The sequence below is a fragment of the Alterotamlana spongicola genome, assembly GCF_035818475.1.
Classification (GTDB): domain Bacteria; phylum Bacteroidota; class Bacteroidia; order Flavobacteriales; family Flavobacteriaceae; genus Cognatitamlana.
In genome coordinates this window covers 1,106,802-1,132,797 of record NZ_JAYMGV010000001.1, presented here as the reverse complement: position 1 = coordinate 1,132,797, position 25,996 = coordinate 1,106,802, and the positions used below count along the sequence as shown (strand labels likewise).

Here is a 25,996-nt window from a genome sequence, read left to right as displayed (position 1 = left end):
CTAAAGCATGAAAACCTTTTTTGTTAAATAAAACAAACTTCTTAAAAACTGCAAATTTTCTTTTAAAGTTTCTTTGAATTTGCTTTCATCATCAGTAGGTCGTTCAGGTAGATTTGTTGCAATATTCATAGTTTTAAAATTTATGATAGATTTGGGGAATCTATATATTAATTTGGTTTTTTTGGGGACTGCTAATATCAAATATATTTTTCGAATATTCGTTTAAAAACATAAAAAATCGATGAAATGCATTTTTATTTAACATTTCATCGATACTTTATCGATCAAGTTATAGACCTCGGTTTTTACAGATTCATTTCCGGGATATCTCCTTCAACAATTAAGGCCCCTTCAGTAGCATTTTTTATGTCCTCAACTGAAACTCCGGGAGCCCGTTCCAATAGCTTAAATCCTTTATCAGTAACTTCAATAACCGCAAGATTGGTTACAATTTTTTTAACGCATCCTACCCCCGTTAAAGGTAAAGTACATGCCTTAAGAAGCTTGGATGCGCCCCTTTTGTTTGTGTGCATCATAGCTACAATAATATTTTCAGCACTGGCTACTAAATCCATTGCTCCCCCCATACCTTTTACCATACGGCCTGGTATTTTCCAATTAGATATATCGCCATTTTCAGCAACTTCCATAGCTCCTAAAATGGTTAGGTCTACATGCTGCCCTCTTATCATTGAAAAACTCATAGCCGAATCAAAAAAACTAGCTCCCGGTAATGTTGTAATAGTTTGTTTTCCAGCATTAATAATATCAGCATCCTCTTCGCCTTCAAAAGGGAAAGGCCCCATCCCTAATACCCCATTCTCACTTTGAAATTCCACTTCTATATCATGCCTCACGTAGTTGGCCACTAAAGTTGGTATCCCTATTCCCAGGTTGACATAATAGCCATCTTGTACTTCTTTTGCTATTCGTTGTGCTATTCCGTTTTTATCTAACATATTATAAGTTTTAAGTTAGAAGTGCCAAAAGTATTTGAAGTTAAACTTAAGCACACTTTAAATACTTTTAATTTTTAACTTTTTGATCTCACCGTACGTTGTTCAATACGTTTTTCGTACACTTCTCCCTGAAAAATACGCTGTACAAAAATTCCGGGAATGTGAATTTGGTTGGGATCTAATGTTCCAAGAGGAACCAACTCTTCCACTTCGGCAACTGTTATTTTTGCAGCACCACACATATTGGGGTTAAAATTTCTGGCAGTTCCTTTGAAGATCAGGTTTCCGGCTTCATCGCCTTTCCAGGCTTTTACAAAAGCAAAATCTGCTTTAAAGGCATATTCCAGAACATACATTTTTCCGTCAAATTCTCTGGTTTCTTTACCTTCTGCAACCTCAGTTCCATAACCCGCCGGGGTATACACCGCTGGAAATCCTGCTTGTGCCGCTCTACAGCGTTCTGCCAGTGTGCCTTGAGGGATGAGTTCTACATCCAATTCGCCCGAAAGCATTTGACGCTCAAATTCATCATTCTCTCCTACATAAGAAGACACCATTTTTTTGATCTGCTTTTTTTGAAGCAATAAGCCTAATCCAAAATCATCTACACCGGCATTGTTTGAAATACAGGTCAACCCGGAAACACCAAGATCAACTAACTCTGCAATTGAATTTTCCGGAATTCCGCTTAGTCCAAAGCCCCCTAACATTAAAGTCATATTATCAGAAACACCTTTGAGTGCTTCTTTAACATGAGCAACTTTTTTATTTATCATTATTATTCAGTTTTTGCGTTATAAAATTACGAATAATTCAATGATAAGTTGAAATTAATGACAAATAAAAAACATTTGTCATTCAGAAGGAGGCTACGACTGAAGAATCTTTATTCAGATAATATCATTTAAGAATGTTCAAGTCGAATTAAAACCATAGACCAATGCCTATTTCCTATTTCAACACTTATTTTTAATTTGTTTTTATTGGCATTGCTTATTTAAATTCTTCGACTAGCTTTGCCAGCTACCTTCAAACTAAATATATTTTGTTTTCAGCAATGCTCTGAATGACATACATAGTACACTTAAACAAAAGATTGTCATTCAGAGGGAGGTTACGACCGAAGAATCTTTATATTTTATCATTTAAAAAGGACCAGAAAGTGTTAAAATTTGTAATAAGGTTCTCTTTCTTTTTCCTACTCCACCCTTTAATTTGTTTTTCTCTTTTAATAGTCTCTTCAATTTCAAAAAAATGCTCATAATAAACCAAGTAAAAGCTTTGGAAAACGGTTCAGGATTTTGATGAAAAGATAAACGCTCTTTGAGATTATTTGTTACACCTGCATAAAGCACGGTTTTATTTTTATTGGTGAGTATGTAGACGTAATAACTATGTGTGCCTTTAGTTTTCATTTGATATAAATGTAATAAGATTTTCCATATTGTTCTTAATAACCTTTTTGCTATGAAAGTAGATTCTTCGCTACACTCTGAATGACAGGATAGTTCAAACAAGCACTTTGTCATTCGAATCTTAATTCTGATAATATCTTCAAAGATCTCAAGTTAAATCGAAACTACTAATGTTAGATTCTTCGCTATGCTCTGAATGACATAGTATTCCAAATAAATAGTTTGTCATTCTGAGAGAGGAATGACCGAAGAATCTCAGTCTAGCCAAGCTTAATTTAAAAGACTATAACACATTAAAAGTGAGTGAGTTTCTTTTTAGATTCTTCACTGCGTTCAGAATGACAATATGCTCTGAATGACATACAAAAAAGCCACTCTAAGATAGAATGGCTTTTATATTTTATACGTTTACTTATTATTAATACTCTAAAACTCCAAATCGTCCGGAACATCATCCTCAATAGGATTGTCATCAGCAGTATTATCAATAACCTTAGTACAATCTACATTAATGGACAATTCTTTGGGCTCAACAAACTCTTCCTTAGAGATGTTTAAATCTTCATCAGCATAACAACTTTTCATATATAACCCCCAAATAGGCAATGCCATTGATGCACCCTGACCATAGGTAATGGTTTTAAAATGAACAGCTCTTTCTTCACCGCCTACCCAAACACCGGTTACTAAATTTGGTACCATGCCCATAAACCATCCGTCACTTTGGTTTTGAGTGGTTCCTGTTTTTCCTGCTATTGGGTTTTTAAACTCATAAGGATAACCTGTAATAATTTCTTTATAATCGGTTCTGTTTTTCGCATAGGAATGCCTTAATCTGGTTCCTGACCCTCCTTCGGTCACACCTTCCATAAGCTTAACCGTTACATAGGCTGTTTCGGCACTTAAAACATCTCGTGTTTCCGGTTTAAATTGATATAACAAGGTTCCATTTTTATCTTCAATTCTAGTCACCATTACCGGCTTGGTATACACACCCTGATTAGCAAATGTAGCATAGGCGCCAACCATTTCATACACACTAATATCAGGTGTTCCCAAAGCTATGGATGGTACTGGTAACATATCAGATTCTATCCCCAGTTTTTCTGCTAAATCCACAACCGTTTGCGGATCAACTTTATCTATTAACCTGGCTGTTATCGTATTTACAGAATTTGCTAATGCATTTTTTAAGGTTCTAGTCCCTCCATAATCATTTTCTCCACCGGAGTTTTTAGGGCACCATTCTTCAGGATTTCCAAACTTATTGGCTTCAATACAAAAGGGCGTATCTGGAAATTCATCACAAGGCGAATAATGCAATTGATCAATAGCAGCGGTATAAACAAAAGGCTTAAATGTGGAACCTATTTGTCGCTTTCCCTGTTTTACCATATCATATTGAAAATGTCTGTAGTTCATACCTCCTACCCAGGCTTTTACATGACCTGTTTGCGGATTCATAGACATCATTCCGGTTCTTAAAAAAGACTTGTAATAACGCATAGAATCAATAGGCTTTAAAATGGTATCAATTTCTGAAGGCTTACCATCTTTCCATGTAAAAACAGACATCTTAACAGGCTTATAAAACGATTCTTCTATTTCTTTGTTAGGCTTTTTTAAATCATATTTCATATGCCTCCATCGCTCTGATTGCCGCATTGAACGCCATAATAAGGTATCTATTGCACCCTTTGTAAGATCTAAAAACGGAGCTGTTGGATTACGTTTTGGTGTATTTTGATTAAAAAATTCAGCTTGTAACCTGGGCATATGCTGTTGTACGGCATCTTCTGCATACTTTTGCATACGCGAATCTATAGTTGTAAATATCTTCAACCCATCATTATATAAATTGTATTTAGATCCATCTGGTTTTGGGTTATCTTTTATCCAATCTTTCATAAACCCATCTAAATATCCTCTAAAATAAGTTGCAATCCCTTCACGGTGTGATTCTGGTGTATATTTAATATCTAACTCTGTTTGCTGAAGTGAATCTTTTGTTGTCTCATCAATGTATTCATATTTATACATTTGAGCCAACACTACATTCCTTCTGTTTTTTACTCCCACAGGATTCCTTAAAGGATTATACAATGCTGAGTTTTTAAACATGCCCACTAACATAGCAGATTCTTTCAACGATAAATCTTTAGGTTCTTTTCCAAAATAAATTCGAGCTGCACTTCTAATACCATCAGCATTATTTAGGAAGTCATATATATTAAAGTATTGGGCTATAATCTCTTCTTTAGTATATTGACGTTCTAACCTAATTGATAAAACCCATTCTTGTATCTTTTGTAAAATGGCACTGGTTGTACTTTCTTTATCTCTTACTCCGATAAATAATTGTCTAGCCAATTGTTGTGAAATAGTACTGGCTCCTCCCCTTTTTCCAAGAAAAACAAAAGCTCTTACCGTTCCCCTAGCATCAATCCCGGAGTGATCATGAAAACGTGCATCTTCAGTGGCCACTAAAGCATCAACTAAATGCTGTGGCAATTCATCATAACTTACTGGGGTTCGGTTATCATTAAAATAAAACTTTCCTAATGTTTGCCCATCGGAAGAAATAATCTCTGTAGCCAGATTTGTTCTGGGGTTTTCTAAAACCGTATGATCGGGCATCTCACCAAAAGCCCCCCATGAAGCTAATAAAAATAATAGCAGTACAGATACTATTCCAACTGCAAATAGTATCCAAAACCAACGAATGTATTTTGAAAAGTCTTGAACTGCCTTTGTTATTTTTTTTGCATTTGCCATGTACTAGTGTATTAATATATCTTGATTGTATTTCGTATTAACAAAATCACTCAATAAAACTTTTTAATTACTAATATTTTCAATTCTAAAACCTACATCTGTTACACCTTCTAACTCTATAACGCCATTAACCTTACCTTGTTCTCTCATGGCGTGCTGAATGTTAACCGTATACGTTCCTGCTTCTTTAAAAACCACCTGTTCTTTATACCATAGTTTATTCTCCTTAACGTCAGTATAGCCTGTTCCTAAAAGCTTTCCGCTGGGCTCAGCCATTCTATACTCTAAAGTATCTTTTATTGTTTTACCATGAGGGAAAACCATTTCAACAATCAGGAATAAATTATTGTATTTATAAGCATTGGTATTTCTTAAATTAACAAACAGGTTATAGGCATTGATAGAATCTGGTGGGTTAATTTTAAAACTAACTACTGAATCCTTATGCCACTTATTTGATACAGGTTTATAGTCATCAAACACACGATTAGAATCACAGGATGATGCTAAAACAAAAGAACTCATTAAAAAAAATAACAAAACTCTATTTTGAAGCATTTTTATTATTTTGAGGTTTTCTTCTGTTGTTTCTGTTTTTATTCTTTTGGTTTGGATTTTTGTTTGGTGTCGCATTTTTGTTTGATGCTGTATTTTTATTACCCTGATGTCCCTTCCTTTTATTATTTCTACGTTTTTTATTCCGTTTTGGACTATCAAAACGTGTTAAACTATCTTGACCTACAACGTTTTCAAACTCTGCTTTAGTATCTTCTGCCAGGTCTAAAGCGTATTCCTCCAGACTGGTAATTTTCTTCTTTTGCTTATTTAATTCAATAATTTCATTAGCTTGGTCTGCAGTTATTTTATGCCAATTCATCCATTCGCCTTCATAAGCATACCACATATGTCCTTTAAAAATATCTGTTTTTTGGCAAACTGCTGTTCCTTTTTCTGTATAAAGCTTAGTATCTGTTTTTGGGAAATTTTTTAAGGCATCAAGATAAGTATCTAACTCATAGTTTAAACAACATTTTAGCTTTCCACATTGTCCGGCCAATTTTTGTGGGTTTAATGATAATTGCTGATAGCGTGCTGCCGAAGTACTTACTGAACGAAAATCTGTTAACCAGGTTGAACAACATAATTCCCGACCGCAAGATCCAATACCACCAAGTCTGGCAGCTTCCTGTCTAAACCCAACTTGTCTCATTTCAATTCGGGTTCTAAACTCTCTTGCAAAAACTTTGATCAGTTCACGAAAATCTACCCGTTCTTCTGCTGTATAATAAAATGTAGCTTTACTGGCATCACCTTGAAATTCAATATCAGAAATTTTCATCTGCAAGTTCAAATCAATAGCAAATTGACGTGCTTTAACCTTCATGGGTTCTTCTTTATCACGTGCTGTCTGCCAAACATCAATATCTTTTTGGCTTGCTTTTCTGTAAACTTTTAAGGATTCGTCAATTGAGTCAGGTATATTTTTACGTTTCATTTGAACACGCACCAATTCCCCCGTAAGGGTAACCATACCTATATCATGCCCTGCTTTAGCCTGTGTTGCAACTATATCTCCTATACTTAAGGTGAGGTTTTCTGTGTTGTGGTAATACTCTTTTCTTCCATTTTTATAACGTACTTCAACCCAATTAAAAGGATTTTCACCGTTTGGAAGAGACATATTAGCCAACCAATCAAACACCGTTAGTTTATTGCAACTATCTGTCCCACAAGTACCATTATTTTTGCAGCCCTTTGGGGAGCCGTCTTTAGTTGAGCAACTTGCGCAAGCCATATTTTATATATTGAATTCGTTAATAATTAGATTATTACGAATGGAGATTCATACCTGTTTTCTAATCTGTAAATATATGATTATTATCAGGACTTAAAAAGGACTATTTTAATTAGTTAAACCTGTTTTACCGTTATAATCTTTACAGGACAGGCTTTTGCAGCATTGTCACATTCATCAAAAATTAAATCGTCATTAGATTTTAAAGTAAAAAAGCCTTTTTTATCATTGGAATGCAGCAATACCGATTTACCATCTTTTTTAGACATTTGAAACTGACTTGGTGCCAATTCCACACAGTAATTGCACCCAATACACTTATTTCGCTGTAATGTAACAACTACCATTACGCTTCTACTTTATGTTCAACAATTTTGTAAAGCTTATCTGATTGACGAATTCTAAATGGTAGTTTTATGGTTACCATATCCCCTTTTGTTCCTTCGCTTAACTTCTGATCATTGACCAACAACTCCTCAACCACCAACTCCTGAGCTCCGGTAGTTGGTCCCGTTATCAAAATAGTATCGCCAACATTAATGTTATAGGCCTCAATTTTAAATTCACCTACCATAGCTTTTGGAAAGAAATGTGTGCCTTTACCTATATAAACTTTCTTCTGTGTGGCATGAGACCCTGAACCTTTACTCCACTCTCCCAATTTTTGCCCCAAATAATACCCACTCCAAAACCCTCTGTTATAAACAGTTTCTAAAGTTTGCATCCAGGATATGACCTCATCTTTACTATACGTACCATTTTCAATACTATCAACAGCCTCCCGATAACATGTTATAACCTTTGCAACATATTCCGGTGCTCTACCTCTGCCTTCAATTTTTAGAACTTTAATGCCCGCATCTACAACCTCATCTAAAAAATCAATGGTACATAAATCTTTGGGGGACATTATATACTCATTATCCAACTCCATTTCAAAACCGGTTTCCTGATCTATAACCGTATATTTTTTTCGGCAGTTTTGCTTACATGCCCCTCTATTTGCTGATGAGTTTTGAGAATGCAAACTCATATAGCATTTCCCCGAAACAGCCATACAAAGTGCCCCATGACCAAAAATCTCTATTTCAACAAGGTTTCCTGAAGGCCCTTTTATTTGTTCTTTTTCAATCTGCTCTGTAATTTTTTTTACCTGGCGTAAACTCAACTCACGACTTAACACCATGGTATCAGCGAACATAGCATAAAACTTCACTGTTTCAATATTTGTAATATTGATTTGTGTTGAAATATGCACCTCCATTTGAGCTTCCCTGGCCATAGCAATAACCGCCTGATCCATAGCAATTACTGCCGTAATATCAGCTTCCTTTGCTTTTTTAACCAAGGTTTTTACTATGGATAAATCATGATCATAAACAATAGTATTTAAAGTCAAATAGCTTCTTACGTTTTTAGCCTTACAGCGTTTAGATATTTCCGGTAAGTCATCTAAGGTAAAGTTTATAGATGCCCTGGCTCTCATATTCAACTGTTCTACTCCAAAATACACTGAATCTGCACCGTTATCTAAGGCAGCCTGAAGTGATTCAAAATTTCCTGCAGGTGCCATTAATTCTATCTTTTGCATAGTATATATGTTTACCTCTTATCTCCTTTTAGAGTTTCAAAAATGTTTCTTAAATCCTTTTTGCCCGGCAAATGGTCTGCGCGTCCTTTTTTGAAAATATCATTACTGTTTCCCTGTCCTTTTCTAAGGGCTTTCTGCTCTTCATATGGTAAGGCATGTATTTCCATACAATTGGTGGAACAACAGTTATTCATTTCCTCCTTACAGGTATCACATTGTATAAATAGTAAATGACATGCATCATTGGCACAATTGGTATGCACATCAAAAGGGGTCCCGCATTGATGGCAATGTGCTATGATAGCATCACTTATTTTTTCTGCTCTGCGTTCATCAAAAACAAAATTCTTACCAATAAACTTATTTTCAAGATTTTGTGCTTTTATCTGTCTGGTATATTCTATGATACCGCCCTCTAACTGAAATACATTTTTAAAACCTTTATATTTAAAATAGGCACTGGCTTTTTCGCATCTAATACCTCCTGTGCAATACATAACCAGGTTTTTATCTTCTTTATGATCTTTCAAATCATTTTCTATGATATCCAGGGATTCCCTAAAAGTATCAACATCCGGCGTTATAGCATTTTTAAAATGTCCTATTTCACTTTCGTAATGGTTTCTCATATCAACCAAAACGGTCTTCTCATCTTCAATAAGTGTATTAAAAGTATCTGCACCAACATGAATGCCTTTATTAGTAACATCAAAAGCATCATCGTTTAAACCGTCTGCAACAATTTTATTACGGACTTTAACTTTAAGTTTCAGAAAGGACATATTATCCTGCTCTACAGCAATATTTAGTCGAATGTCTTTTAGAAAATCAATAGTATCTAAGTGCGCTTTAAATGCATTAAAACGATCTGCCGGTAATGATAATTGTCCATTGATGCCTTCATGAGCTATATATATACGGCCCAAAACATCCAGTTTATCCCAAACAATAAACAATTGATCTCTAAATTCCTGAGGATTGCCAATTTTGGCATATTGATAAAAAGAAAGTGTTAATCGATCCTTCCCTACTTTCTCGATTAACGCTGCTCTTTCTTTTGCACTTAATTTATTGTACAGTTGCATGCTATACTAATTTTTAAGGTTTAAAAGAATATTTTAAGCTGCAAAAGTACAATTTTAAAGGATTGTCACAATGTATTGTATAAAAAAAGCACTTAAAACATTCTTTAAGTGCCTTTTTCTTAGTTTAGTTTGAGTTAGTCTAAAATAAATTCTTCTTTTATAGATTCAAGCAAAAAATTTTCCTTAGTCTAACTTGTAGATGCAGAATATAAAAGATGGTTGCGTCTAAGCCTTAAATTTATTTTTAGAAAAAGAAAACTATGCTTGTTTTTTAGGAATTTAATGTTGAAAACTATTATTGTATCCTGACAAAAGATATAGTATTTTAGCATGCTTAACATCAGAAAAAAATATATAAATGAGTAGTGAAAAAGACGCTAAATTAAAAGCATTAAAGCTTACATTAGACAAGCTGGATAAAGCCTACGGAAAAGGCACTGTAATGAAAATGAGCGATGCCGCTATAGAAGATGTAGATGCTATTTCATCGGGCTCGTTAGGTTTAGATATTGCTTTAGGTGTTGGTGGTTATCCTCGAGGCAGAGTTATTGAAATATATGGCCCGGAATCTTCAGGTAAAACTACGTTAACCTTGCATGCCATTGCAGAAGCACAAAAAACCGGTGGTATTGCTGCCTTTATAGATGCCGAACATGCATTTGATAGATTTTATGCAGAAAAACTGGGTGTAGATATTGATAATTTAATTATTTCACAACCGGATAACGGTGAGCAGGCCCTTGAAATTGCAGATAATTTAATTCGTTCTGGTGCTATTGATATTGTTGTTATAGATTCTGTTGCAGCTTTAACCCCTAAAAGCGAAATTGAAGGTGAAATGGGAGACTCTAAAATGGGGCTGCATGCACGTTTAATGTCACAAGCATTAAGAAAACTGACCTCATCAATAAGCAAGACTAATTGTACCGTGATTTTTATTAACCAATTGCGTGAAAAAATTGGAGTGATGTTTGGAAACCCTGAAACTACAACCGGGGGTAATGCTTTAAAATTTTACGCCTCTGTTAGATTGGATATCAGACGTTCTACACAAATAAAAGAATCTGATGGTACCGTTGCTGGTAACAAAACCCGAGTTAAAGTGGTTAAAAACAAAGTAGCTCCACCGTTTAAAATGGCTGAGTTTGATATTATGTACGGTGAAGGTGTGTCAAAAGTTGGTGAAATTTTAGATTTAGCTGTAGACTATGAAATTGTGAAAAAGAGCGGTTCTTGGTTTAGCTATGACGAAACTAAGCTGGGGCAAGGCAGGGATGCAGTAAAAGCATTGATTAAAGATAATCCTGAACTCATGGAAGAGCTTGAAACCAAAGTAAGAACAATGGTTTCAGAAAAATAACAAAAAATCCCGTTAATTCGGGATTTTTTTTTGCTTCACGCGCAACCTTTTCTTTTCATTAGCATCTAACATGTACAAAACATGTATTAAACCCTAAATTAATTTACTATGAAAAGATTTTTTGTACTTTGCTTAGCACTAGTACTATGTGTATCATGCAGCACTGATGATGACAACACCAGGTATAGCTTTGAAGTGTTACCTGTGGAAAGTGTTGATATCCCTGACGAGTTTGAACTAGGGCAAACATACCCTATTACCATCTCTTATTTCAGGCCATCAACCTGTCATGGATTTAAAGAGTTTTATTATTTAAAAGAAAATAATGAACGTACGGTTGCTCCTATAAACTATGTGTTAGAAAACGATAGTTGTGAAAACCTTGAAGATGAATTGGTCGAGGCCACCTTAAATTTTATAGTTACCAGTGATGGTTCATACATCTTTAAGTTTTGGCAAGGAGAAGACGAGAACGGAGAAGATCAGTATTTAACAATTGTAGTTCCTGTTGTTGAATAATATTTAAGTATTAATTAATACGTGTTTAACTTGAGTTTAAAACAACTCATAGAAAATTGTAAAATTAATGATACTAAAGCACAAGGTGAATTATACAAACTATTTTCAAGTAAGTTATTTGCCTTGTGCTTGAAGTATTCAAGAAGTCATGCAGAAGCTGAAGATAATTTGCAGGATGCTTTTTTAACAATTTTTAAAAAAATAGAGCAGTATCAAAGCAAGGGTTCATTTGAAGGCTGGGTAAAGCGTATTACAATTAATACAGCATTGCAACGCTACAGAAGTGAAAAAGTTTTTGATCTGGTCAATGAAAATACCATTGAAGATGTTGAAATAGAAATTGAAGACAATGCTGTTTCTATTGATTATCTGTTAAAGATCATTCAGGAGTTACCTGATAGATACAGGCTGGTTTTCAACTTGTATGTTCTTGACGGATACTCACATAAAGAAATAGCGGAGATGCTAAAAATAAATATCGGCACTTCAAAATCAAATTTAGCAAGAGCCAGGCATATTTTAGTGCAAACTATTGAGGAGTATAATAAAACAGGGCATTCACAATCATTATTATAATGGGTGAAAAAAAACATATAGACCGATTATTTCAGGAGAGCTTTAAAGATTTTGAAGCTACTCCAGGGGATGCTGTATGGAAAAACATTGAAGCTAAACTCAATAATAAAAAGAGAAGACGCGTTATACCAATCTGGTGGCGTTATGCCGGTATTGCTGCCCTGTTATTGCTTCTTTTAACTATTGGCACTTTAGTATTCAATACCACAGATAACGCTCCGGAAATTGAGGTAGTTAATTCAAAAGATACTTCTCAGGAAAATGATGATAATCTAATCGAACCTCCTTTAAACACGGTTAAAAAAGATTCTAATACTGGCATTGCTACTAGTAATGATTTAGACGAAATACCTTCTAATCAAACTTCAAATGATAATCCAACCATTGAGTCTGCAACTATAACAAAACTTAAAACGACTCCAACATCAATTGCAAAGCACTCTACCGCAACAAATAAAAACGAAGGGCATACAGTTCCTAACAAAAATGTTATAGCGCAAAGTAGTAAAACGGATTCTATCCAAAAGGATATAGCTATTGCAAATAGTATAGAAGCCCCCAAAGAAAACATCAATCCTATTAAAGAAGAAAGTTCTAAAACCAGTGTTGCAACTGTACCTAGCACAGACACCCCCATAAACAACAATTCTGAAAGCAATACCGAAATATTGATTGATAAAGCGCAGGCAAAAGACATTATTAAAGCATCATCAAATAACACTGTTGCCAAAAACAAAACACAAGATAATACATTAACTATTGAAGAAGCCATTGAGAAAGATAAAGCTATAATTGAAGAAGAAGAAAAACAAAACAGGTGGAGTATTGCCCCAAATGCTGCGCCTGTTTACTTTAACACTTTAGGGAAGGGTTCATCAATTGACCAACAATTTAATAACAACTCAAAAACCGGTGATGTGAACATGAGTTATGGTATTGCTACCAGCTATGCTATTAATAATAAGCTTAAGATTCGTTCAGGTATAAACAAGGTTAATTTAGGGTATAACACTAACAATGTGGTAGTTTTTCAATCTAGTAACACCAGTAGCAGTGCCTTAAAAAATGTAGATTCAAGATCAAATAATGATGCCAATGTTTCTCTTGTAAGCGGCGAAGCCTTAAATTCAAGCGAAACCCCTGAGTCTTTTAGTAATTCAAACATATCAATTAATCAAACTTTTGGTTATATAGAAATTCCCCTGGAATTTCAGTATTCACTTTCTCAAAAAAGATTGGGCGTAAATGTTATTGGTGGGTTTAGTTCTTTTTTCTTGAATAATAATAGAGTCTATTCTGAAAATGCCAATGGCAACAGAACCTTTTTAGGAGAGGATAACAACTTAAATAAAACAAGTTATAGTGCTAATTTTGGATTTGGGTTAAATTATAAGTTTTCTAAGAAAATTGATTTAAACTTAGAACCCATGTTTAAATATCAGTTTAACACGTTTAACAATACTTCCGGTAATTTCACACCATTTTTTATAGGTGTTTATACCGGATTTGCCATTAAATTCTAGGTTTTTGGTTAGATCTAGATATTGGTTTTCATTTAAGCTCGAAAATCAATGTCAAAGAAACTGCTCATCCCCTGAGCAGTTTTTTATTTATTAAATAATTGCAATTGATTTAGAATAACTTCCCGCGACTTATCATTTAAAAATTTTGTATCATCAACGGTTAGCCCTTCTGTAGATATAAACTTATGAACCTTAGCACGCATTTTTCCGGGCCCTCCGCTAAAAAACGTATATGACAAACGCTTTTTATTATCTGCAAAAGTTAAAGGCACAATAGGTATTTGATGATTTATTGCCAACCTAAAAGCACCATCCTTAAAATCATCTAATTCAATATGCTCTTCAGGCACACCTCCCTCCGGAAAAATACAAATACTTAAACCGGATTGTAACCGGCGTTGTGCTCTTAAAAAAACGGCTTGTCTACTCTTTGCCGAATTTCTATCTACCAAAATACAGGTACGCTTATAAAAGAACCCAAATAATGGGATTTTAGCTAATTCAGCTTTCCCAACAAAAACAAAAGGGTTTTTAACTGATACCAGCATAAGCATAATATCTGTCATTGAGGTATGATTTGCTATAAACATATAGCTCTTTTCTTGTTCAGGGGTTTGATTTCGCTCAACCTGATAAGCAAACCCCATACCTATTAGAATAAATTTGGCCCAAAGGCGCGCAATTTTAAAAAAGAAGGAATACCATGACTCTTTTGAAATTGAAATAAGAAGCACCGGGAACATAATCAGAATTGGCAGGCCTACCAAAATATAAAACCAAATGCGGTATAACGTCCAAAATATGTATTTAACAATTTTCATGCGCTTCAAAAATACTATTATAAATTGATTATCTTTAAAACATAATAACTTTAAAATTATAAGAATTATGGGTTTACTTTATGCATTGTTAATTGGCGCAATTGCCGGATGGTTAGCTGGAAAACTTATGAAAGGAGGCGGTTTTGGACTCCTTTTAAATATTGTTATCGGTATTATTGGCGGTATTGTTGGTAATTGGTTGTTTGGTATACTTAACATTTCACTTTTTGGTGGGGTTTTAGGAGATATAATAACCGGAGCCATTGGAGCCTGTGCCATTCTATTTGTTGCCGGTTTATTTAAAAAATAAAGCATATCTACATTTTTATAAAAGTGGCATATGCCACTTTTTTTTATTGCATAACTTATCTTTAAATTTGCGCTTTATATAAAATTTATGGCACGCATACTTACAGGCATACAAAGTACAGGAACACCACATTTAGGAAACATTTTAGGTGCAATTTTACCAGCAATTAAAATGGCTGAAAACCCGGAAAACGATTCTTACTTGTTTATTGCAAACTTGCATACATTAACACAAATTAAAGACGCTGCAACATTACGGGACAACACATACTCTACTGCGGCAACCTGGTTGGCTTTTGGACTGGATGTTGAAAAAACAGTTTTTTACAGGCAAAGTGATATCCCACAAGTAACAGAGTTAACATGGTATTTAAGTTGCTTTTTTCCATACCAGCGCTTAACACTGGCACATAGCTTTAAGGATAAGGCCGATAGACTGGAAGATGTAAATTCCGGATTGTTTACGTATCCTATGCTTATGGCTGCTGATATTTTAATGTATGACGCCAATATAATCCCCGTTGGAAAAGATCAATTACAGCATATTGAAATGACGCGTGATGTGGCTTCTCGTTTTCATGCTAAAGTAGGTGAAACATTTGTGCTTCCGGAAGGCAAAATTCAAGAAAACACTAAGCTTATTCCTGGTATTGATGGTGAAAAAATGAGTAAAAGCAGGAATAACATTATTAATATATTCTTACCCGATAAAAAATTACGTAAGCAGATTATGAGTATTCAAACGGATAGTACACCGCTTGAAGAACCAAAAGATTGGAATACCTGTAACTGCTTTGCTATTTATAGCTTATTAGCTGATGGTACCCAGATTGAAAACATGAAAGCCAATTATGAAAATGGTGGTTATGGCTATGGGCATGCAAAACAAGCACTTTTTGAACTTATTATTGAAAAGTTTGCAAAACCACGTGAACGTTATAACTATTATATGAATAATCTGGACGAAGTGGATAAAGCTTTAGCTATTGGGGCAGAAAAAGCAAAATTAGTTGCTGATAATGTTTTGAAAAGGGTTAGAGAAAAGGTTGGATATTGAAACATAGAAAGGTTAAATAACCTCAAATACCTTACCCGGTAATGGCCTTATAACACCTTTTAATTCCATAGTCAATAAAACACTGGCTACCTTAAAAATGGGTAGGTTACAATGAATAGCTACAACATCCAATTGTTGCTTTTCATTTTCCTTTAAATAATTATAAATCACTTTTTCAGTTTCATCCAGTTCAACAAAAAGTTTTTTTTGAACAGCAGGCTTTTTATTATCTTCTAATTTCCAGTTTAAAATATATGGGACATCCAAAGCGGTTGTCAACATATGCGCTTTTTGGTACTTTATTAAATTATTACACCCTGCGCTTTGGCTATCAGTTACCCTACCAGGTATTGCAAATACATCTCTATTATAAGAATTCGCAATATCAGCTGTAACCAAGCTACCTCCCTTTTCGGCAGATTCTATAACTATAGTCGCTTCACTTAATCCGGCAATAATTCTGTTACGCTTTAAAAAGTTGTTCTTGTCAAAAGCATCAGTACTCCAAAAATCAGAGAAGAATCCCCCATTTTTCTCTATATCAACTATATATTTTTTATGTGCTTTTGGGTAAATCTGATTTAATCCATGAGCTAAACACGCCACAGTTTGCAAATTATTCTTGAGCGCTGCTTTATGTGCTGTAATATCTGTTCCGTAAGCGAAGCCTGAAATAATAACCGGATCATAGGGTTTTAATTTTTCTATTAAACTTTCACAAAGAGCAGCACCATTGGTAGTAATTTTTCTAGCACCAACAATACTAATCAGGGGCTTATTGTTCAGGTTTATATTTCCGGAATAAAATAGCAAAATGGGCCCATCAATACAGTGTTTTAATTTCTCAGGATAATCATTATCCTGAAAATAGGATACCTTGATACTATTGGCCTGTATAAACTCCATTTCTTTTTCAGCTTCTTTTAAATGGTGTGCCTTAAATAATTCGCTTAAAATAGCCGTTCCTATACCATCTATTTTAAGAAGGTTTTGTCTTTTTTCTTTTAAAACAGCCTCAGCAGAACCACAATTGGAGATAAGTCTTTTTGCCGTAATATCTCCAATATTTGGAACATGTTGTAACGCTAATGTAAAAAGCAAGTCATTTTTTGTCATGCTATCTATTTGATTTTTAAGCTACAATAAAAGAATTTTTGAACTGTTAATAAATAGTTAAGTCTAAATTTTAATTAAAAGCATAATTTTTTAATTTTGATATTATGCAATTAGAAACCTACATTAGCGATTTACTCTATAGATATGAGTGCGTTACCATTCCTGAGTTTGGAGCCTTTTTAACCCAACGTGTATCTGCAACTATTGATGATATTTCAAATACATTTCACGCACCTAAAAAAGTCGTCTCATTTAATGAGCAAATTCAGCAAAGTGATGGATTATTAGCACGATATATTGCTGATGTGGAAAAAATTCCTTTTGAGGTTGCTAGTAAAAAAGTTGCTAAGCGTGTTAAACTATTAAAATCTTATTTGACACAAGGGGAAACACTTACTTTTAAAAATATTGGTGAGATTGTTTTTAATAAAGAAGGTAAAATTTTATTTGAACCTACTTATCACCTCAATTATTTAACAGATTCTTTTGGATTATCTCAATTTGTTTCACCTGCAGTAACCCGAGAGGTTTATAAAGAAGAGGTTGAGCAAATAGAAAAGGTTATTCCTATTTCTGTTACTCCTGAAAAACGTAAATCGAAACCATATTTAAAATATGCGGCTATTGCATTAATAGCTTTAACATCGGGAGGTTTTGCGGCATCAAAATATTATGTAAATCAAATTGAAACACATAATCAGATTGCACTTGAAGAAGCTACGCAGCAACTTGATGCTAAAATTCAACAAGCCACATTTAGCCTAAATCCGCTACCTGCCATTAATTTAAATGTCACAAAACAAGCAGGCAATTATCATATTGTTGCCGGGGCTTTCAGGGTAAAAGAAAACTCAATTAAAAAAGTGAAGCAACTTAAAGAACTTGGGTATAAAGCAAGAAATATTGGAATTAATAAATCTGGTTTATACGAAGTGGTTTATGGTAGCTATGAAACCGGTAAAGACGCTTTAGAAGCCATTCGTGTTATCAGGAAAACACATAACAAAGAGGCTTGGATTAAGATAGACTCTGACAAAGAAAACATACAAACTACGTCTTTAAAAATGTCTTCAGACACTCTATTGTCAGAACAAAAAATAGATGAGACCATAAATCCTGCTGTTAAAGCTGACAAGCCATCAATTGATCTTGCTTCAGAACCCACTATTGATTTAGATTATAGTGAAACCCCAAATATTATTCAAATAATTAGAGATGTTGAAAACATGTATAGTGGCTATTACATTGTGTTAGGCACCTATAGTGATATCTCAAAAAGAGACTCTTTTTTAAAAGATTTAGAAGCTTCCGGATTGACTGACGCTAATTATTTCTTTCACGGCAAAAGCAGCAAATATTTTATTTATCATGAAAGGCATGATAATTTGAAAACTGCTCAGGAATCGCTGCTTTCAAGTACAAACATACCATATAGAGGTAAAATGGCAATTGTTAAGGTAGAATAATAAATTAACACTTTTAGTTTATTACTATTTAAAAGCACTGTACCTTTGCACATCAAAAAAACGTGATGAAAGCAAAGACACCAGAACAATCCAGAACAATAATGACCGACTTGGTTTTACCCAGTGAAACCAATCCATTGAATAATTTATTTGGAGGGGAGCTTTTGGCTCGTATGGATCGTGCGGCAAGTATTGCTGCGAGACGTCATTCAAGACGCATTGTAGTTACGGCATCAGTAAATCATGTAGCGTTTAACAGGGCTGTTCCTCTGGGAAGTGTGGTTACTGTAGAAGCCAAAGTATCTCGCGCATTTAAAACCTCTATGGAGGTGTTTCTTGATGTTTGGATTGAAGATCGGGAGTCCGGAGAACGCACCAAAGCCAATGAAGCTATTTATACCTTTGTAGCTGTTGATGAAACTGGACGCCCTATAGCTGTTCCTGAAGTTATCCCTGAAACAGATTTGGAAAAAGAACGTTTTGATGCGGCTTTACGAAGAAAACAACTTAGTTTGCTTCTGGCAGGGAAAATAAAGCCTGAACAAGCCAGTGAGTTAAAGGCGCTGTTTGAGTAATTAAAGAGGTGCTTGATAACAGTTTAAACTCATCCTTTTTTAATGGCTCTTATCTAAATCCAGATTCTTCGGTCATAACCTCCCTCTGAATGATAGGATACTAAGCCACATTGAAAAAGGCAAACATCCTCTAATTAAACCTTTTAAGACGTAATATTAGGTATTACATTTTATAAATCCAACCATTAGGATTTTCAGTAGTAAATCCTTTAGATATAGTAAAACTTAAGATAGTTTCTCCATTGCTGGGATTGGTAAAGACCTCTCCTATCTCTTGTTTGGTGGTTACTTTATCTCCTTTTTTAACATAAACTGACGACAGGTTTTTATAAATGGTCAGGTAATTACCATGGCGAATCATCACAATAGGATTCACATTTTTCATTTTTAATATTTCGCTTACCTCTCCGTTAAATACGGCTCTTACCTTTGCTCCCTTTGTTGTTGCTATTCTAACGCCGTTACTTTTAATAGTTAATGACCTATCTATAGGGTGTCTTTGTGTACCATATCCTAATCTTACAACGCCTCGCTCTACAGGCCAGGGCAATTTACCTTTATTAGCTATAAAGTTTGAGGCCAAAACTTTTTCTTCTGCAGTCAATGCAAAACTTTTTGAACTCGATTTTTTCCCTGCTGCCTTATTGGATTTTGCTATGGCCGCTTTTATAATACGGTCAATTTCTCTGTCAATTCTATCTGCTTCACGTTGCTTTTGTTTAATTTGAGAGGCGTATAACGACAAATTCCTTTTAATGGTTGTCATTAATGTTTCATGATGCTTACGCTCAGACTCCAATGACTTTTGAACGACTTTATTTTCGGCAATGAGCTTATTTTTTTCTTCTTTTTGTTTTAACAAGCTCATATTTGTTTCCTGTAATTCAACTGTTTTAGCCTTTATAATTCGTCCTTGTTCCTTTTGATAGTCCGAGTATTGTTTTAAGTATTGCAGGCGTTTATAGGCTTGTTTAAAGTCTTCAGACGATAATAAAAACATAATCCTGCTTTGCTGGTTCTTACTTTTATAAGATTTTACTATCATTGCTGCATAAGCTTCCTTTAATTGCACCAATTCTTCTCTTAAGCTAGTTATTTTTTTTTGGTTAGAATTAATTTCGCGAGTGAGTAAATTAGCCTGCTGGTTAGTTACCTTTATCAAATTAGACAACACATTGATTTTATAATTAAAATCTTCAATTAAAGAGAGTTCTGATTTTTCTTTGGATTTATTTTCAGCTCTTAAGGCATTAATTTTTTGAATTTCTCTGCGCAATTCCTGGCGCCTGGACTCTAATTGTTTTTGCTTAGTGCTTTGTGAAAAGCCCAATACCCCACATAACAGAAAAACTGAAATACATATAACTTTATATAAATGTTTGTTAGTGCACATTAAAGTTCTATTTTTTCAAAACCTGAAGGTATTTTAAACGGAAATCTTAAATCTTCATTTAAAGACACCCCTTTAAACTCCAAATTAATTATAGTTTCTTCATTAGCTTCAACTGCAATAACTTTAATCTGTTCAGGCAAAATTTGTTCGTTAATTTCCTGATATGTTATATAATCAATTTGCAAATGTCTGAGCTTTAATGGTTGTGAAATTCGCTGTGACTTCACTTTGAAATTAGATGGGTTCAGTAAAAAAAATATTTCAAATAATTCGCGCTGCGCTTTAGGTTGAACAATATATGAGGCTTCATCTACTGAAGCGGTATAGTCGCTTGATTTTAAGTTGAACAATGTTTCTCCTATAAGCAGGTTTTGAACTTTATTAAAGTCTAATTCTGTACCTAATAATTCGCTTAAATATTTATAATCCCCGTCAAAGTAAGTGTTATCCAGTTTATTATAAAAACTAACTTTTTCAGGTGTTACCAAAGCTCTAATTACAGAAAAGGATGCATTTATCCATAATGCTTCGTCCTTCTTAGCTCTAAAGTTAACAGAGTGTGTTTGAGACTTCCCGTTTTGAGAAAAGGTGATTTTTAATCTGGATTGCAATGTTTTAAAATTAGCCTCTTTTTGTGCATTTGCTTTGATTAATTGCCTGGTAGATAAGTTATAATTGGCTTCTCCTTCTTTAACTGTTTTTACAGACTTGCAATTAAACATTAATAGCATTGCAAGGCTTAAAAATATATATGTGTTTTTACGCATCAATTGGGGGTTTGTATTTGTTTTGCCTTATCACTAAACGATTTTGCTTTTGCCGTATTGTTTAACAATGCATATGCTTTACTTAATTGCAAATAAAAATCGGCTTCCATTTTAGCATCATCAATGATATAATCTAAGCCCATTTCTAAAACTTCAATAGCCCCTTTAGGCTGATTTAATTTATTTTGGGCGACACCGTTCACTAAATAAAATAGCGGTTGCGAGGGATACTTTTCAAGAGCATTATTGCTTTTCTTTTGTGCTAAATCAAATTTTTCTAAATCTATATACAACAGCATGGTGTTTCGTAAAATTCCAAAATTATTAGGTTCTAATTTTAAAGCTGATTCAAAATACTCTAAGGCTTTAGCTTTATCATTTTTAGCTAAATAATATTGTCCTAACTCTATAATTGTTTTGCCATCCTTGACATTTCCAACTGCAGAGGTAGCCTCAACCAAATCTGCTTCATATTCAGGATTTTTACCTACAAAGTCTACAAAGTCTGCTAATACTTTTAGTTTGGCCTCTGGCTTTATCTTCTGGCTTTTAACCACAATTTTCATTGACTCTATAGCTTTTTCAGGGGTATTATCATCTAAATAAAACTTGTATAAAGCCAAATGAACCAAGTGCGAATCAGGGTTTACCTTTAACAGCTCTTTTGCTGTTTCAAAAGCCTTTTCTTTTTCGTTGTTTTCGCTATAGCGGAAAATAAGTGCCAGATAATTTGACTCTTTCTCAGGGTTATTTTCTACACGCTCTTCTAAATTCTTTATTTGATCTTTTGTTCTTCCTGTGATTTTATAAACCTTATTGCGCAAAATATCCCGGGAAACAGAAATACCAAACTCTGCATCTAATTCATCCAAAAGCTTTAACGCATTGTCATACTGCTCCATTCTTACATATAGTGATGCCAAATCTTCTTTATAATCCGGATGGTATTTAACAAGTTGTTTAACCGCTTTTAGTGCTTTTCCATGTTCATTTTGAGAAACATAAAACCCGTACAACTCATCTAAAAACCATTCATTATCAGGATCTAAATCAACCGCTTTTTTTAAGGCATTTTCAGCAGAACCAAAATTTTTAAGCTTATTATAACTTTTCCCTAATTCAAAATAAAGGACAGGAACTGTCTTATTTAACGCAATACATTTTTGTAAAGCTTCTACTGTTCTATCATAATTTTCAATGCCTTTTTGCTTTAAAGCCTCATAAAAAAGTTCTTGAAACTCGTCTTCATTATTCCCTAGGTCATCATCCGGTTTTTTATTAAAATCTACCTGGGCATAATCTATCTGTGGGAATAACAGTCCCAAAGAAAAAACTACAAACCAAATATGTTTTCTAATCATTCTATTATCCTCTTAATTTATCGTCTACGACTTCCAGCTTCTTTACTATTTCAATCTTTTTACAAGATTCCCTCATTAATTTTCTAAAAAATTCAGCTTCATCTGGCAGATTATGTCCTGAATTCTCAAACTTACTTTTATCAGGCCACTGTGCGTATGCTATATAATGCTGGTCAGCTTCCTTATGTAACCTTGAACCTAAACTCCCCTCATGTTTATATATTAATTCTGTTAATGCTTTCCAGGATTGAACAAACTCTTTTTCTCTATTAGATTTTACAACAAAGCTATATAGTACTATATACATTCTCAACTAACAAATCTTATCAGGTTGCGGGGTGTTTCATATTATCAGTCGTGTAAAATAGCAATTAACTAATATTCTAAATTTGTAAGGTTTTGAAATTATCGTTCAGAATGACAGGTCAAAACTTATTCCAAAACAGAATAATCACCAATACTAATACTGGTAAACTCACCATTATATTTTACATGATTGCCAATCATGGCATGATCTAAATTAGCATTTTTAATACTGGTATTGGTTTGAATTAAACTATTTTTAACAGTTGAGCTATCAATAACACTATCTTTTCCAATGGACACATGTGGTCCAATGGTACTATTTTTAAGCACTACATTTTCACCTATAAAACAGGGTTCAATAATATTAGAATTTTCAAGCTTTGCTGAAGAGGAAACCAGTTCTTCATCTCCATCTGCTTTTAAAAACCTTAACATACGCTGATTGGTTTCAATGGTAATGGCTTTATTTCCGCAATCCATCCACTCATCAACAGTACCTGTTTTAAAAACTTTGCCCTCCGCCATCATACGTTTAATACCATCATTTATTTGATATTCTCCACCATTCATAACGTTTTCATCAAGAATTTCTTGTAATTTTTCTTTTAAAACAGCTACATCTTTAAAGTAATAGATGCCTATTACTGCTTGATCACTTACAAATGTTTCCGGCTTTTCAACTAGCTCAACTATTTCACTATTGGCATTTAATTTAACCACACCATACGCTTCTGGGTTATCAACCTGTTTGGTCCAAATAACACTATCTGCAACCGGATCCAAATCAAATTCTGCTCTAATTAGCGTATCAGCATAAGCAATAACTGCCGGTCCGGATAATGATGGCTTAGCACACATAATAGCATGACCTGTTCCTAGTGGCTGATCTTGACGGTAAATAGATGCTTTAGCTCCTAAACCTGATGCTAAATCTTCTAAACTGGCTACCACATCATCTCCAAACCATGCTGGATCTCCCAAAACAAAAGCAATTTCATCAATGGGTTGCTTTAAGACTTTTGCTATATCTTTTACCAACCTATGCACTATAGGTTGACCTGCAACCGGAATTAAGGGTTTTGGTACTGTTAAACTATGCGGGCGTAAACGTGAACCACGCCCGGCCATTGGGACTATTATTTTCATTTTTTAAAGTTGATTCGTTTTTTGTTAAGTTGTTAATTACGTTTGCTTTAGATAAAAAATATTTAATGTATTCTGAAATCTAAAACTACTAATATCAATGCCTTAATCATTTAGTTCCTGTACTTCCAAAGCCACCTTTGCCTCTATCGGTTTCTGAAAGTTCTCCTACTTCAAGCCATTCTGCACGCTCATGTTTAGCAATAACCAATTGGGCAATGCGTTCTCCGTTTTGAACCGTGAAGTCCTCATTGGACAGGTTTACCAAAATCACACCTATTTCTCCTCTATAATCGGCATCAATGGTGCCCGGGGCATTGAGTACTGTAATCCCTTTTTTAGCAGCCAGACCACTTCTTGGGCGCACTTGAGCCTCTAAACCTACCGGAAGTTCTATAAAGAGCCCTGTGCCCACAATACTGCGTCCTAGAGGCTTTAAAACTCTTGACTCTGATAGATTTGCCCTTAAATCCATTCCTGCAGATGCTATGGTTTCATAATGCGGCAAGGCATGACCGGATTTGTTTATAATTTTAATTTGCATGTTTTCTTTTTAAAAGTTGTTTTAATATGTTCTGTTCGGCATAATAAACGATCCCCAAAAATACAACTAACATAGATATTCCAACTATATAATTGGCTCTAAATTGATAAAAAGACAATGCTGAAAGTGCAATAGAGACGGTTAGATACAATCCAATCTTTTTAAGGTTGTATGGAATTGGGTAATATTTTCGCCCAAAATAAAAGGATAAAAACATCATAGTTGCATAAGCTGTTAACGTAGCAATTGCCGAACCTTTATAGCTCATGATTGGTATTAACCATAAATTCAAGCTTAAGGTTAATAATGCCCCAAAAACGGATATATAGGCCCCAAATTTAGTTCTATCGGTAATTTTATACCAAACGGACAGGTTATGATAAATGCCTAGGCAAAAATTGGCCAGTAAGATAAACGGAACTATCCACATAGCCTCCCAATAAGCTTCATCTCCTATGAATAGGACTTTTAAAACATCTGCAAACACTACTACTGCCAGTAAAATTACCGAACCAAAAATGACAAAATACTCCAGGATTCTTGCGTAATTATTTTCCGGGTTTTCTGATTTGGCATGACTAAAGAAAAAAGGCTCAATTCCTAATCGGTATGCCGTGGCAAATAAAGTCATGAAAAGCGCTAACTTATAACATGCTGAATACATGCCTATTTCTGATTTTGCTATGTCTGCCGGCAAAAGCCTTTCAAGTAATATCCGATCAAATGTTTCATTAATTGAAAATGCAACGCCTGCAATGAGTATTGGATAGGCATACTTTATCATTTGCTTCCAAAGCTTCCTATCAAAGGTATATGTTACCTTAAAATAAAAAGGCAGCATTAATAGTAAGGTTACCAAACTTGCTACCAGATTAGCTATAAAAATGTAATTTATTTCAAAATCTGGCCTATATAGGGTATCAAAGAAAGACCATTGATCTGCCAAGCCTTTTAACCACAGGAGTAAAAATAAATTTAACCCTAGGTTAATAACTACGTTTATAATTTTTATAACAGCATATTTTACAGGTTTTGACCTGGCTCTTAACCACGCAAATGGTATAATGACCAAAGCATCCAATAATAAGATCCAAATCACCAGGTTTATGTATTCTGCTTTAATGTTTGTAATGTTTGCTATCTGCTCTTGAAATAGCATTGCAAAACCAAAAAAAATGGCTGAGCTCACCATCAAAGAAACTGATGATGTTCCTACAACTTTAGCCTTATCTGCTTCCCGATTAAAAAATCTGAAAAAGGCCGTTTCCATACCATAGGCCAAAATAACATTAAACAGTACAAAATAGGAAAATATAAGAGATACGTCTCCGTAATCAGCAACAGACTTCAATACGTTTTCATCGGTATGCAATCTGACCAACAAGACATTTAACATTCTTGGTAAAACAGTTGCTAGACCATAAATAAATGTTTGCTTAAATAATGTTTTAAGTCCGCTCAATGAAAGGCTATTTGTATGGCTAAAAATACGGTTTTAGCAAACGTGAACCAAAGATAAATTATTGTGTATTAGAAGATG

26 protein-coding genes are annotated in these 25,996 nt (G+C 34.3%); 8 read left to right on the top strand and 18 right to left on the bottom strand.

Annotated elements, in window-relative coordinates; all coding sequences use genetic code 11:
- Nucleotides 1-305: 305 nt before the first annotated feature.
- The 9 genes from VOI54_RS05005 to trhO form a co-directional block, all read right to left on the bottom strand.
- Nucleotides 306-959, bottom strand: a complete 654-nt coding sequence (locus VOI54_RS05005) for a 3-oxoacid CoA-transferase subunit B (RefSeq protein ID WP_326281621.1) — start codon at nucleotides 957-959, stop codon at nucleotides 306-308.
- A 74-nt stretch (nucleotides 960-1,033) separates the two neighbouring features.
- A complete protein-coding gene (locus VOI54_RS05000) occupies nucleotides 1,034-1,735 on the bottom strand; it encodes a CoA transferase subunit A (protein ID WP_326281620.1) in 702 nt (233 codons plus the stop codon).
- 369 nt (nucleotides 1,736-2,104) lie between these two features.
- Entirely contained in the window at nucleotides 2,105-2,374 is a 270-nt protein-coding gene (locus VOI54_RS04995; protein ID WP_326281619.1) for a GIY-YIG nuclease family protein, read from the bottom strand.
- Between the two features lie 426 nt (nucleotides 2,375-2,800).
- A complete protein-coding gene (locus VOI54_RS04990) occupies nucleotides 2,801-5,149 on the bottom strand; it encodes a penicillin-binding protein 1A (RefSeq protein ID WP_326281618.1) in 2,349 nt (782 codons plus the stop codon).
- A gap of 63 nt (nucleotides 5,150-5,212) precedes the next feature.
- Nucleotides 5,213-5,707 carry a gliding motility lipoprotein GldH gene (locus tag VOI54_RS04985; protein WP_326281617.1) on the bottom strand — a complete coding sequence of 165 codons (495 nt, stop codon included), beginning with the start codon at nucleotides 5,705-5,707 and terminating at the stop codon, nucleotides 5,213-5,215.
- Nucleotides 5,694-6,944, bottom strand: a complete 1,251-nt coding sequence (locus tag VOI54_RS04980) for a PSP1 domain-containing protein (protein ID WP_326281616.1) — start codon at nucleotides 6,942-6,944, stop codon at nucleotides 5,694-5,696. The genes VOI54_RS04985 and VOI54_RS04980 overlap by 14 nt, the downstream gene beginning before the upstream one ends.
- Nucleotides 6,945-7,060: 116 nt before the next feature.
- Complete coding sequence (locus tag VOI54_RS04975; protein WP_326281615.1) at nucleotides 7,061-7,291, bottom strand: ferredoxin; 231 nt, start codon at nucleotides 7,289-7,291, stop codon at nucleotides 7,061-7,063.
- Nucleotides 7,291-8,535, bottom strand: a complete 1,245-nt coding sequence (locus VOI54_RS04970) for a peptidase U32 family protein (RefSeq protein ID WP_326281614.1) — start codon at nucleotides 8,533-8,535, stop codon at nucleotides 7,291-7,293. Before VOI54_RS04970 ends, VOI54_RS04975 begins: the two co-directional genes overlap by 1 nt.
- Nucleotides 8,536-8,546: 11 nt before the next feature.
- Nucleotides 8,547-9,620, bottom strand: a complete 1,074-nt coding sequence (trhO, locus tag VOI54_RS04965; protein ID WP_326281613.1) for an oxygen-dependent tRNA uridine(34) hydroxylase TrhO — start codon at nucleotides 9,618-9,620, stop codon at nucleotides 8,547-8,549.
- A 358-nt stretch (nucleotides 9,621-9,978) separates the two neighbouring features.
- Between trhO and recA the strand changes: the two genes are divergently transcribed.
- The 4 genes from recA (at nucleotide 9,979) to VOI54_RS04945 (ending at nucleotide 13,598) form a co-directional block, all read left to right on the top strand.
- Complete coding sequence (gene recA / locus VOI54_RS04960; protein WP_326281612.1) at nucleotides 9,979-10,980, top strand: recombinase RecA; 1,002 nt, start codon at nucleotides 9,979-9,981, stop codon at nucleotides 10,978-10,980.
- A 108-nt stretch (nucleotides 10,981-11,088) separates the two neighbouring features.
- Nucleotides 11,089-11,499 carry a hypothetical protein gene (locus VOI54_RS04955; RefSeq protein WP_326281611.1) on the top strand — a complete coding sequence of 137 codons (411 nt, stop codon included), beginning with the start codon at nucleotides 11,089-11,091 and terminating at the stop codon, nucleotides 11,497-11,499.
- Between the two features lie 30 nt (nucleotides 11,500-11,529).
- Nucleotides 11,530-12,075 carry an RNA polymerase sigma factor gene (locus VOI54_RS04950; RefSeq protein ID WP_326281610.1) on the top strand — a complete coding sequence of 182 codons (546 nt, stop codon included), beginning with the start codon at nucleotides 11,530-11,532 and terminating at the stop codon, nucleotides 12,073-12,075.
- The gene (locus VOI54_RS04945) at nucleotides 12,075-13,598 is read left to right on the top strand and encodes a porin family protein (protein ID WP_326281609.1); all 1,524 of its coding nucleotides are present in this window, start codon (nucleotides 12,075-12,077) and stop codon (nucleotides 13,596-13,598) included. The genes VOI54_RS04950 and VOI54_RS04945 overlap by 1 nt, the downstream gene beginning before the upstream one ends.
- A gap of 83 nt (nucleotides 13,599-13,681) precedes the next feature.
- Here the strand turns inward: VOI54_RS04945 and VOI54_RS04940 are convergent, their stop codons facing one another.
- The gene (locus tag VOI54_RS04940) at nucleotides 13,682-14,419 is read right to left on the bottom strand and encodes a lysophospholipid acyltransferase family protein (RefSeq protein WP_326281608.1); all 738 of its coding nucleotides are present in this window, start codon (nucleotides 14,417-14,419) and stop codon (nucleotides 13,682-13,684) included.
- A 67-nt stretch (nucleotides 14,420-14,486) separates the two neighbouring features.
- Here VOI54_RS04940 and VOI54_RS04935 point away from each other — a divergent pair, with 67 nt between their 5' ends.
- Together VOI54_RS04935 and trpS are read left to right on the top strand one after the other, a co-directional pair.
- The gene (locus VOI54_RS04935) at nucleotides 14,487-14,729 is read left to right on the top strand and encodes a GlsB/YeaQ/YmgE family stress response membrane protein (protein ID WP_326281607.1); all 243 of its coding nucleotides are present in this window, start codon (nucleotides 14,487-14,489) and stop codon (nucleotides 14,727-14,729) included.
- A gap of 87 nt (nucleotides 14,730-14,816) precedes the next feature.
- Entirely contained in the window at nucleotides 14,817-15,785 is a 969-nt protein-coding gene (gene trpS, locus VOI54_RS04930; RefSeq protein WP_326281606.1) for a tryptophan--tRNA ligase, read from the top strand.
- A 12-nt stretch (nucleotides 15,786-15,797) separates the two neighbouring features.
- Here trpS and dprA read toward each other — a convergent pair whose 3' ends face one another.
- The gene (gene dprA / locus VOI54_RS04925; RefSeq protein WP_326281605.1) at nucleotides 15,798-16,901 is read right to left on the bottom strand and encodes a DNA-processing protein DprA; all 1,104 of its coding nucleotides are present in this window, start codon (nucleotides 16,899-16,901) and stop codon (nucleotides 15,798-15,800) included.
- A 104-nt stretch (nucleotides 16,902-17,005) separates the two neighbouring features.
- Between dprA and VOI54_RS04920 the strand changes: the two genes are divergently transcribed.
- The gene (locus tag VOI54_RS04920; protein WP_326281604.1) at nucleotides 17,006-18,367 is read left to right on the top strand and encodes an HU domain-containing protein; all 1,362 of its coding nucleotides are present in this window, start codon (nucleotides 17,006-17,008) and stop codon (nucleotides 18,365-18,367) included.
- 65 nt (nucleotides 18,368-18,432) lie between these two features.
- Nucleotides 18,433-18,942: an acyl-CoA thioesterase gene (locus tag VOI54_RS04915; protein WP_326281603.1), complete on the top strand. Its 510-nt coding sequence runs from the start codon at nucleotides 18,433-18,435 to the stop codon at nucleotides 18,940-18,942.
- A gap of 163 nt (nucleotides 18,943-19,105) precedes the next feature.
- On the opposite strand, the gene VOI54_RS04910 is transcribed toward VOI54_RS04915, so the two are convergent.
- The 7 genes from VOI54_RS04910 to VOI54_RS04880 form a co-directional block, all read right to left on the bottom strand.
- Complete coding sequence (locus VOI54_RS04910; protein ID WP_326281602.1) at nucleotides 19,106-20,335, bottom strand: murein hydrolase activator EnvC family protein; 1,230 nt, start codon at nucleotides 20,333-20,335, stop codon at nucleotides 19,106-19,108.
- Complete coding sequence (gene lolB1 / locus VOI54_RS04905) at nucleotides 20,335-21,102, bottom strand: lipoprotein insertase outer membrane protein LolB1 (protein ID WP_326281601.1); 768 nt, start codon at nucleotides 21,100-21,102, stop codon at nucleotides 20,335-20,337. The genes VOI54_RS04910 and lolB1 overlap by 1 nt, the downstream gene beginning before the upstream one ends.
- Entirely contained in the window at nucleotides 21,102-22,463 is a 1,362-nt protein-coding gene (locus VOI54_RS04900) for a tetratricopeptide repeat protein (protein ID WP_326281600.1), read from the bottom strand. The genes lolB1 and VOI54_RS04900 overlap by 1 nt, the downstream gene beginning before the upstream one ends.
- Nucleotides 22,464-22,467: 4 nt before the next feature.
- On the bottom strand, nucleotides 22,468-22,770 hold the full coding sequence (locus tag VOI54_RS04895) for an antibiotic biosynthesis monooxygenase family protein (RefSeq protein WP_326281599.1): 303 nt from the start codon (nucleotides 22,768-22,770) through the stop codon (nucleotides 22,468-22,470).
- Nucleotides 22,771-22,895: 125 nt separating this feature from the next.
- Complete coding sequence (locus tag VOI54_RS04890) at nucleotides 22,896-23,915, bottom strand: sugar nucleotidyltransferase (RefSeq protein ID WP_326281598.1); 1,020 nt, start codon at nucleotides 23,913-23,915, stop codon at nucleotides 22,896-22,898.
- A gap of 106 nt (nucleotides 23,916-24,021) precedes the next feature.
- Nucleotides 24,022-24,456, bottom strand: a complete 435-nt coding sequence (gene dut, locus VOI54_RS04885; RefSeq protein WP_326281597.1) for a dUTP diphosphatase — start codon at nucleotides 24,454-24,456, stop codon at nucleotides 24,022-24,024.
- Complete coding sequence (locus VOI54_RS04880) at nucleotides 24,446-25,918, bottom strand: oligosaccharide flippase family protein (protein ID WP_326281596.1); 1,473 nt, start codon at nucleotides 25,916-25,918, stop codon at nucleotides 24,446-24,448. Before VOI54_RS04880 ends, dut begins: the two co-directional genes overlap by 11 nt.
- Nucleotides 25,919-25,996: the final 78 nt, after the last annotated feature.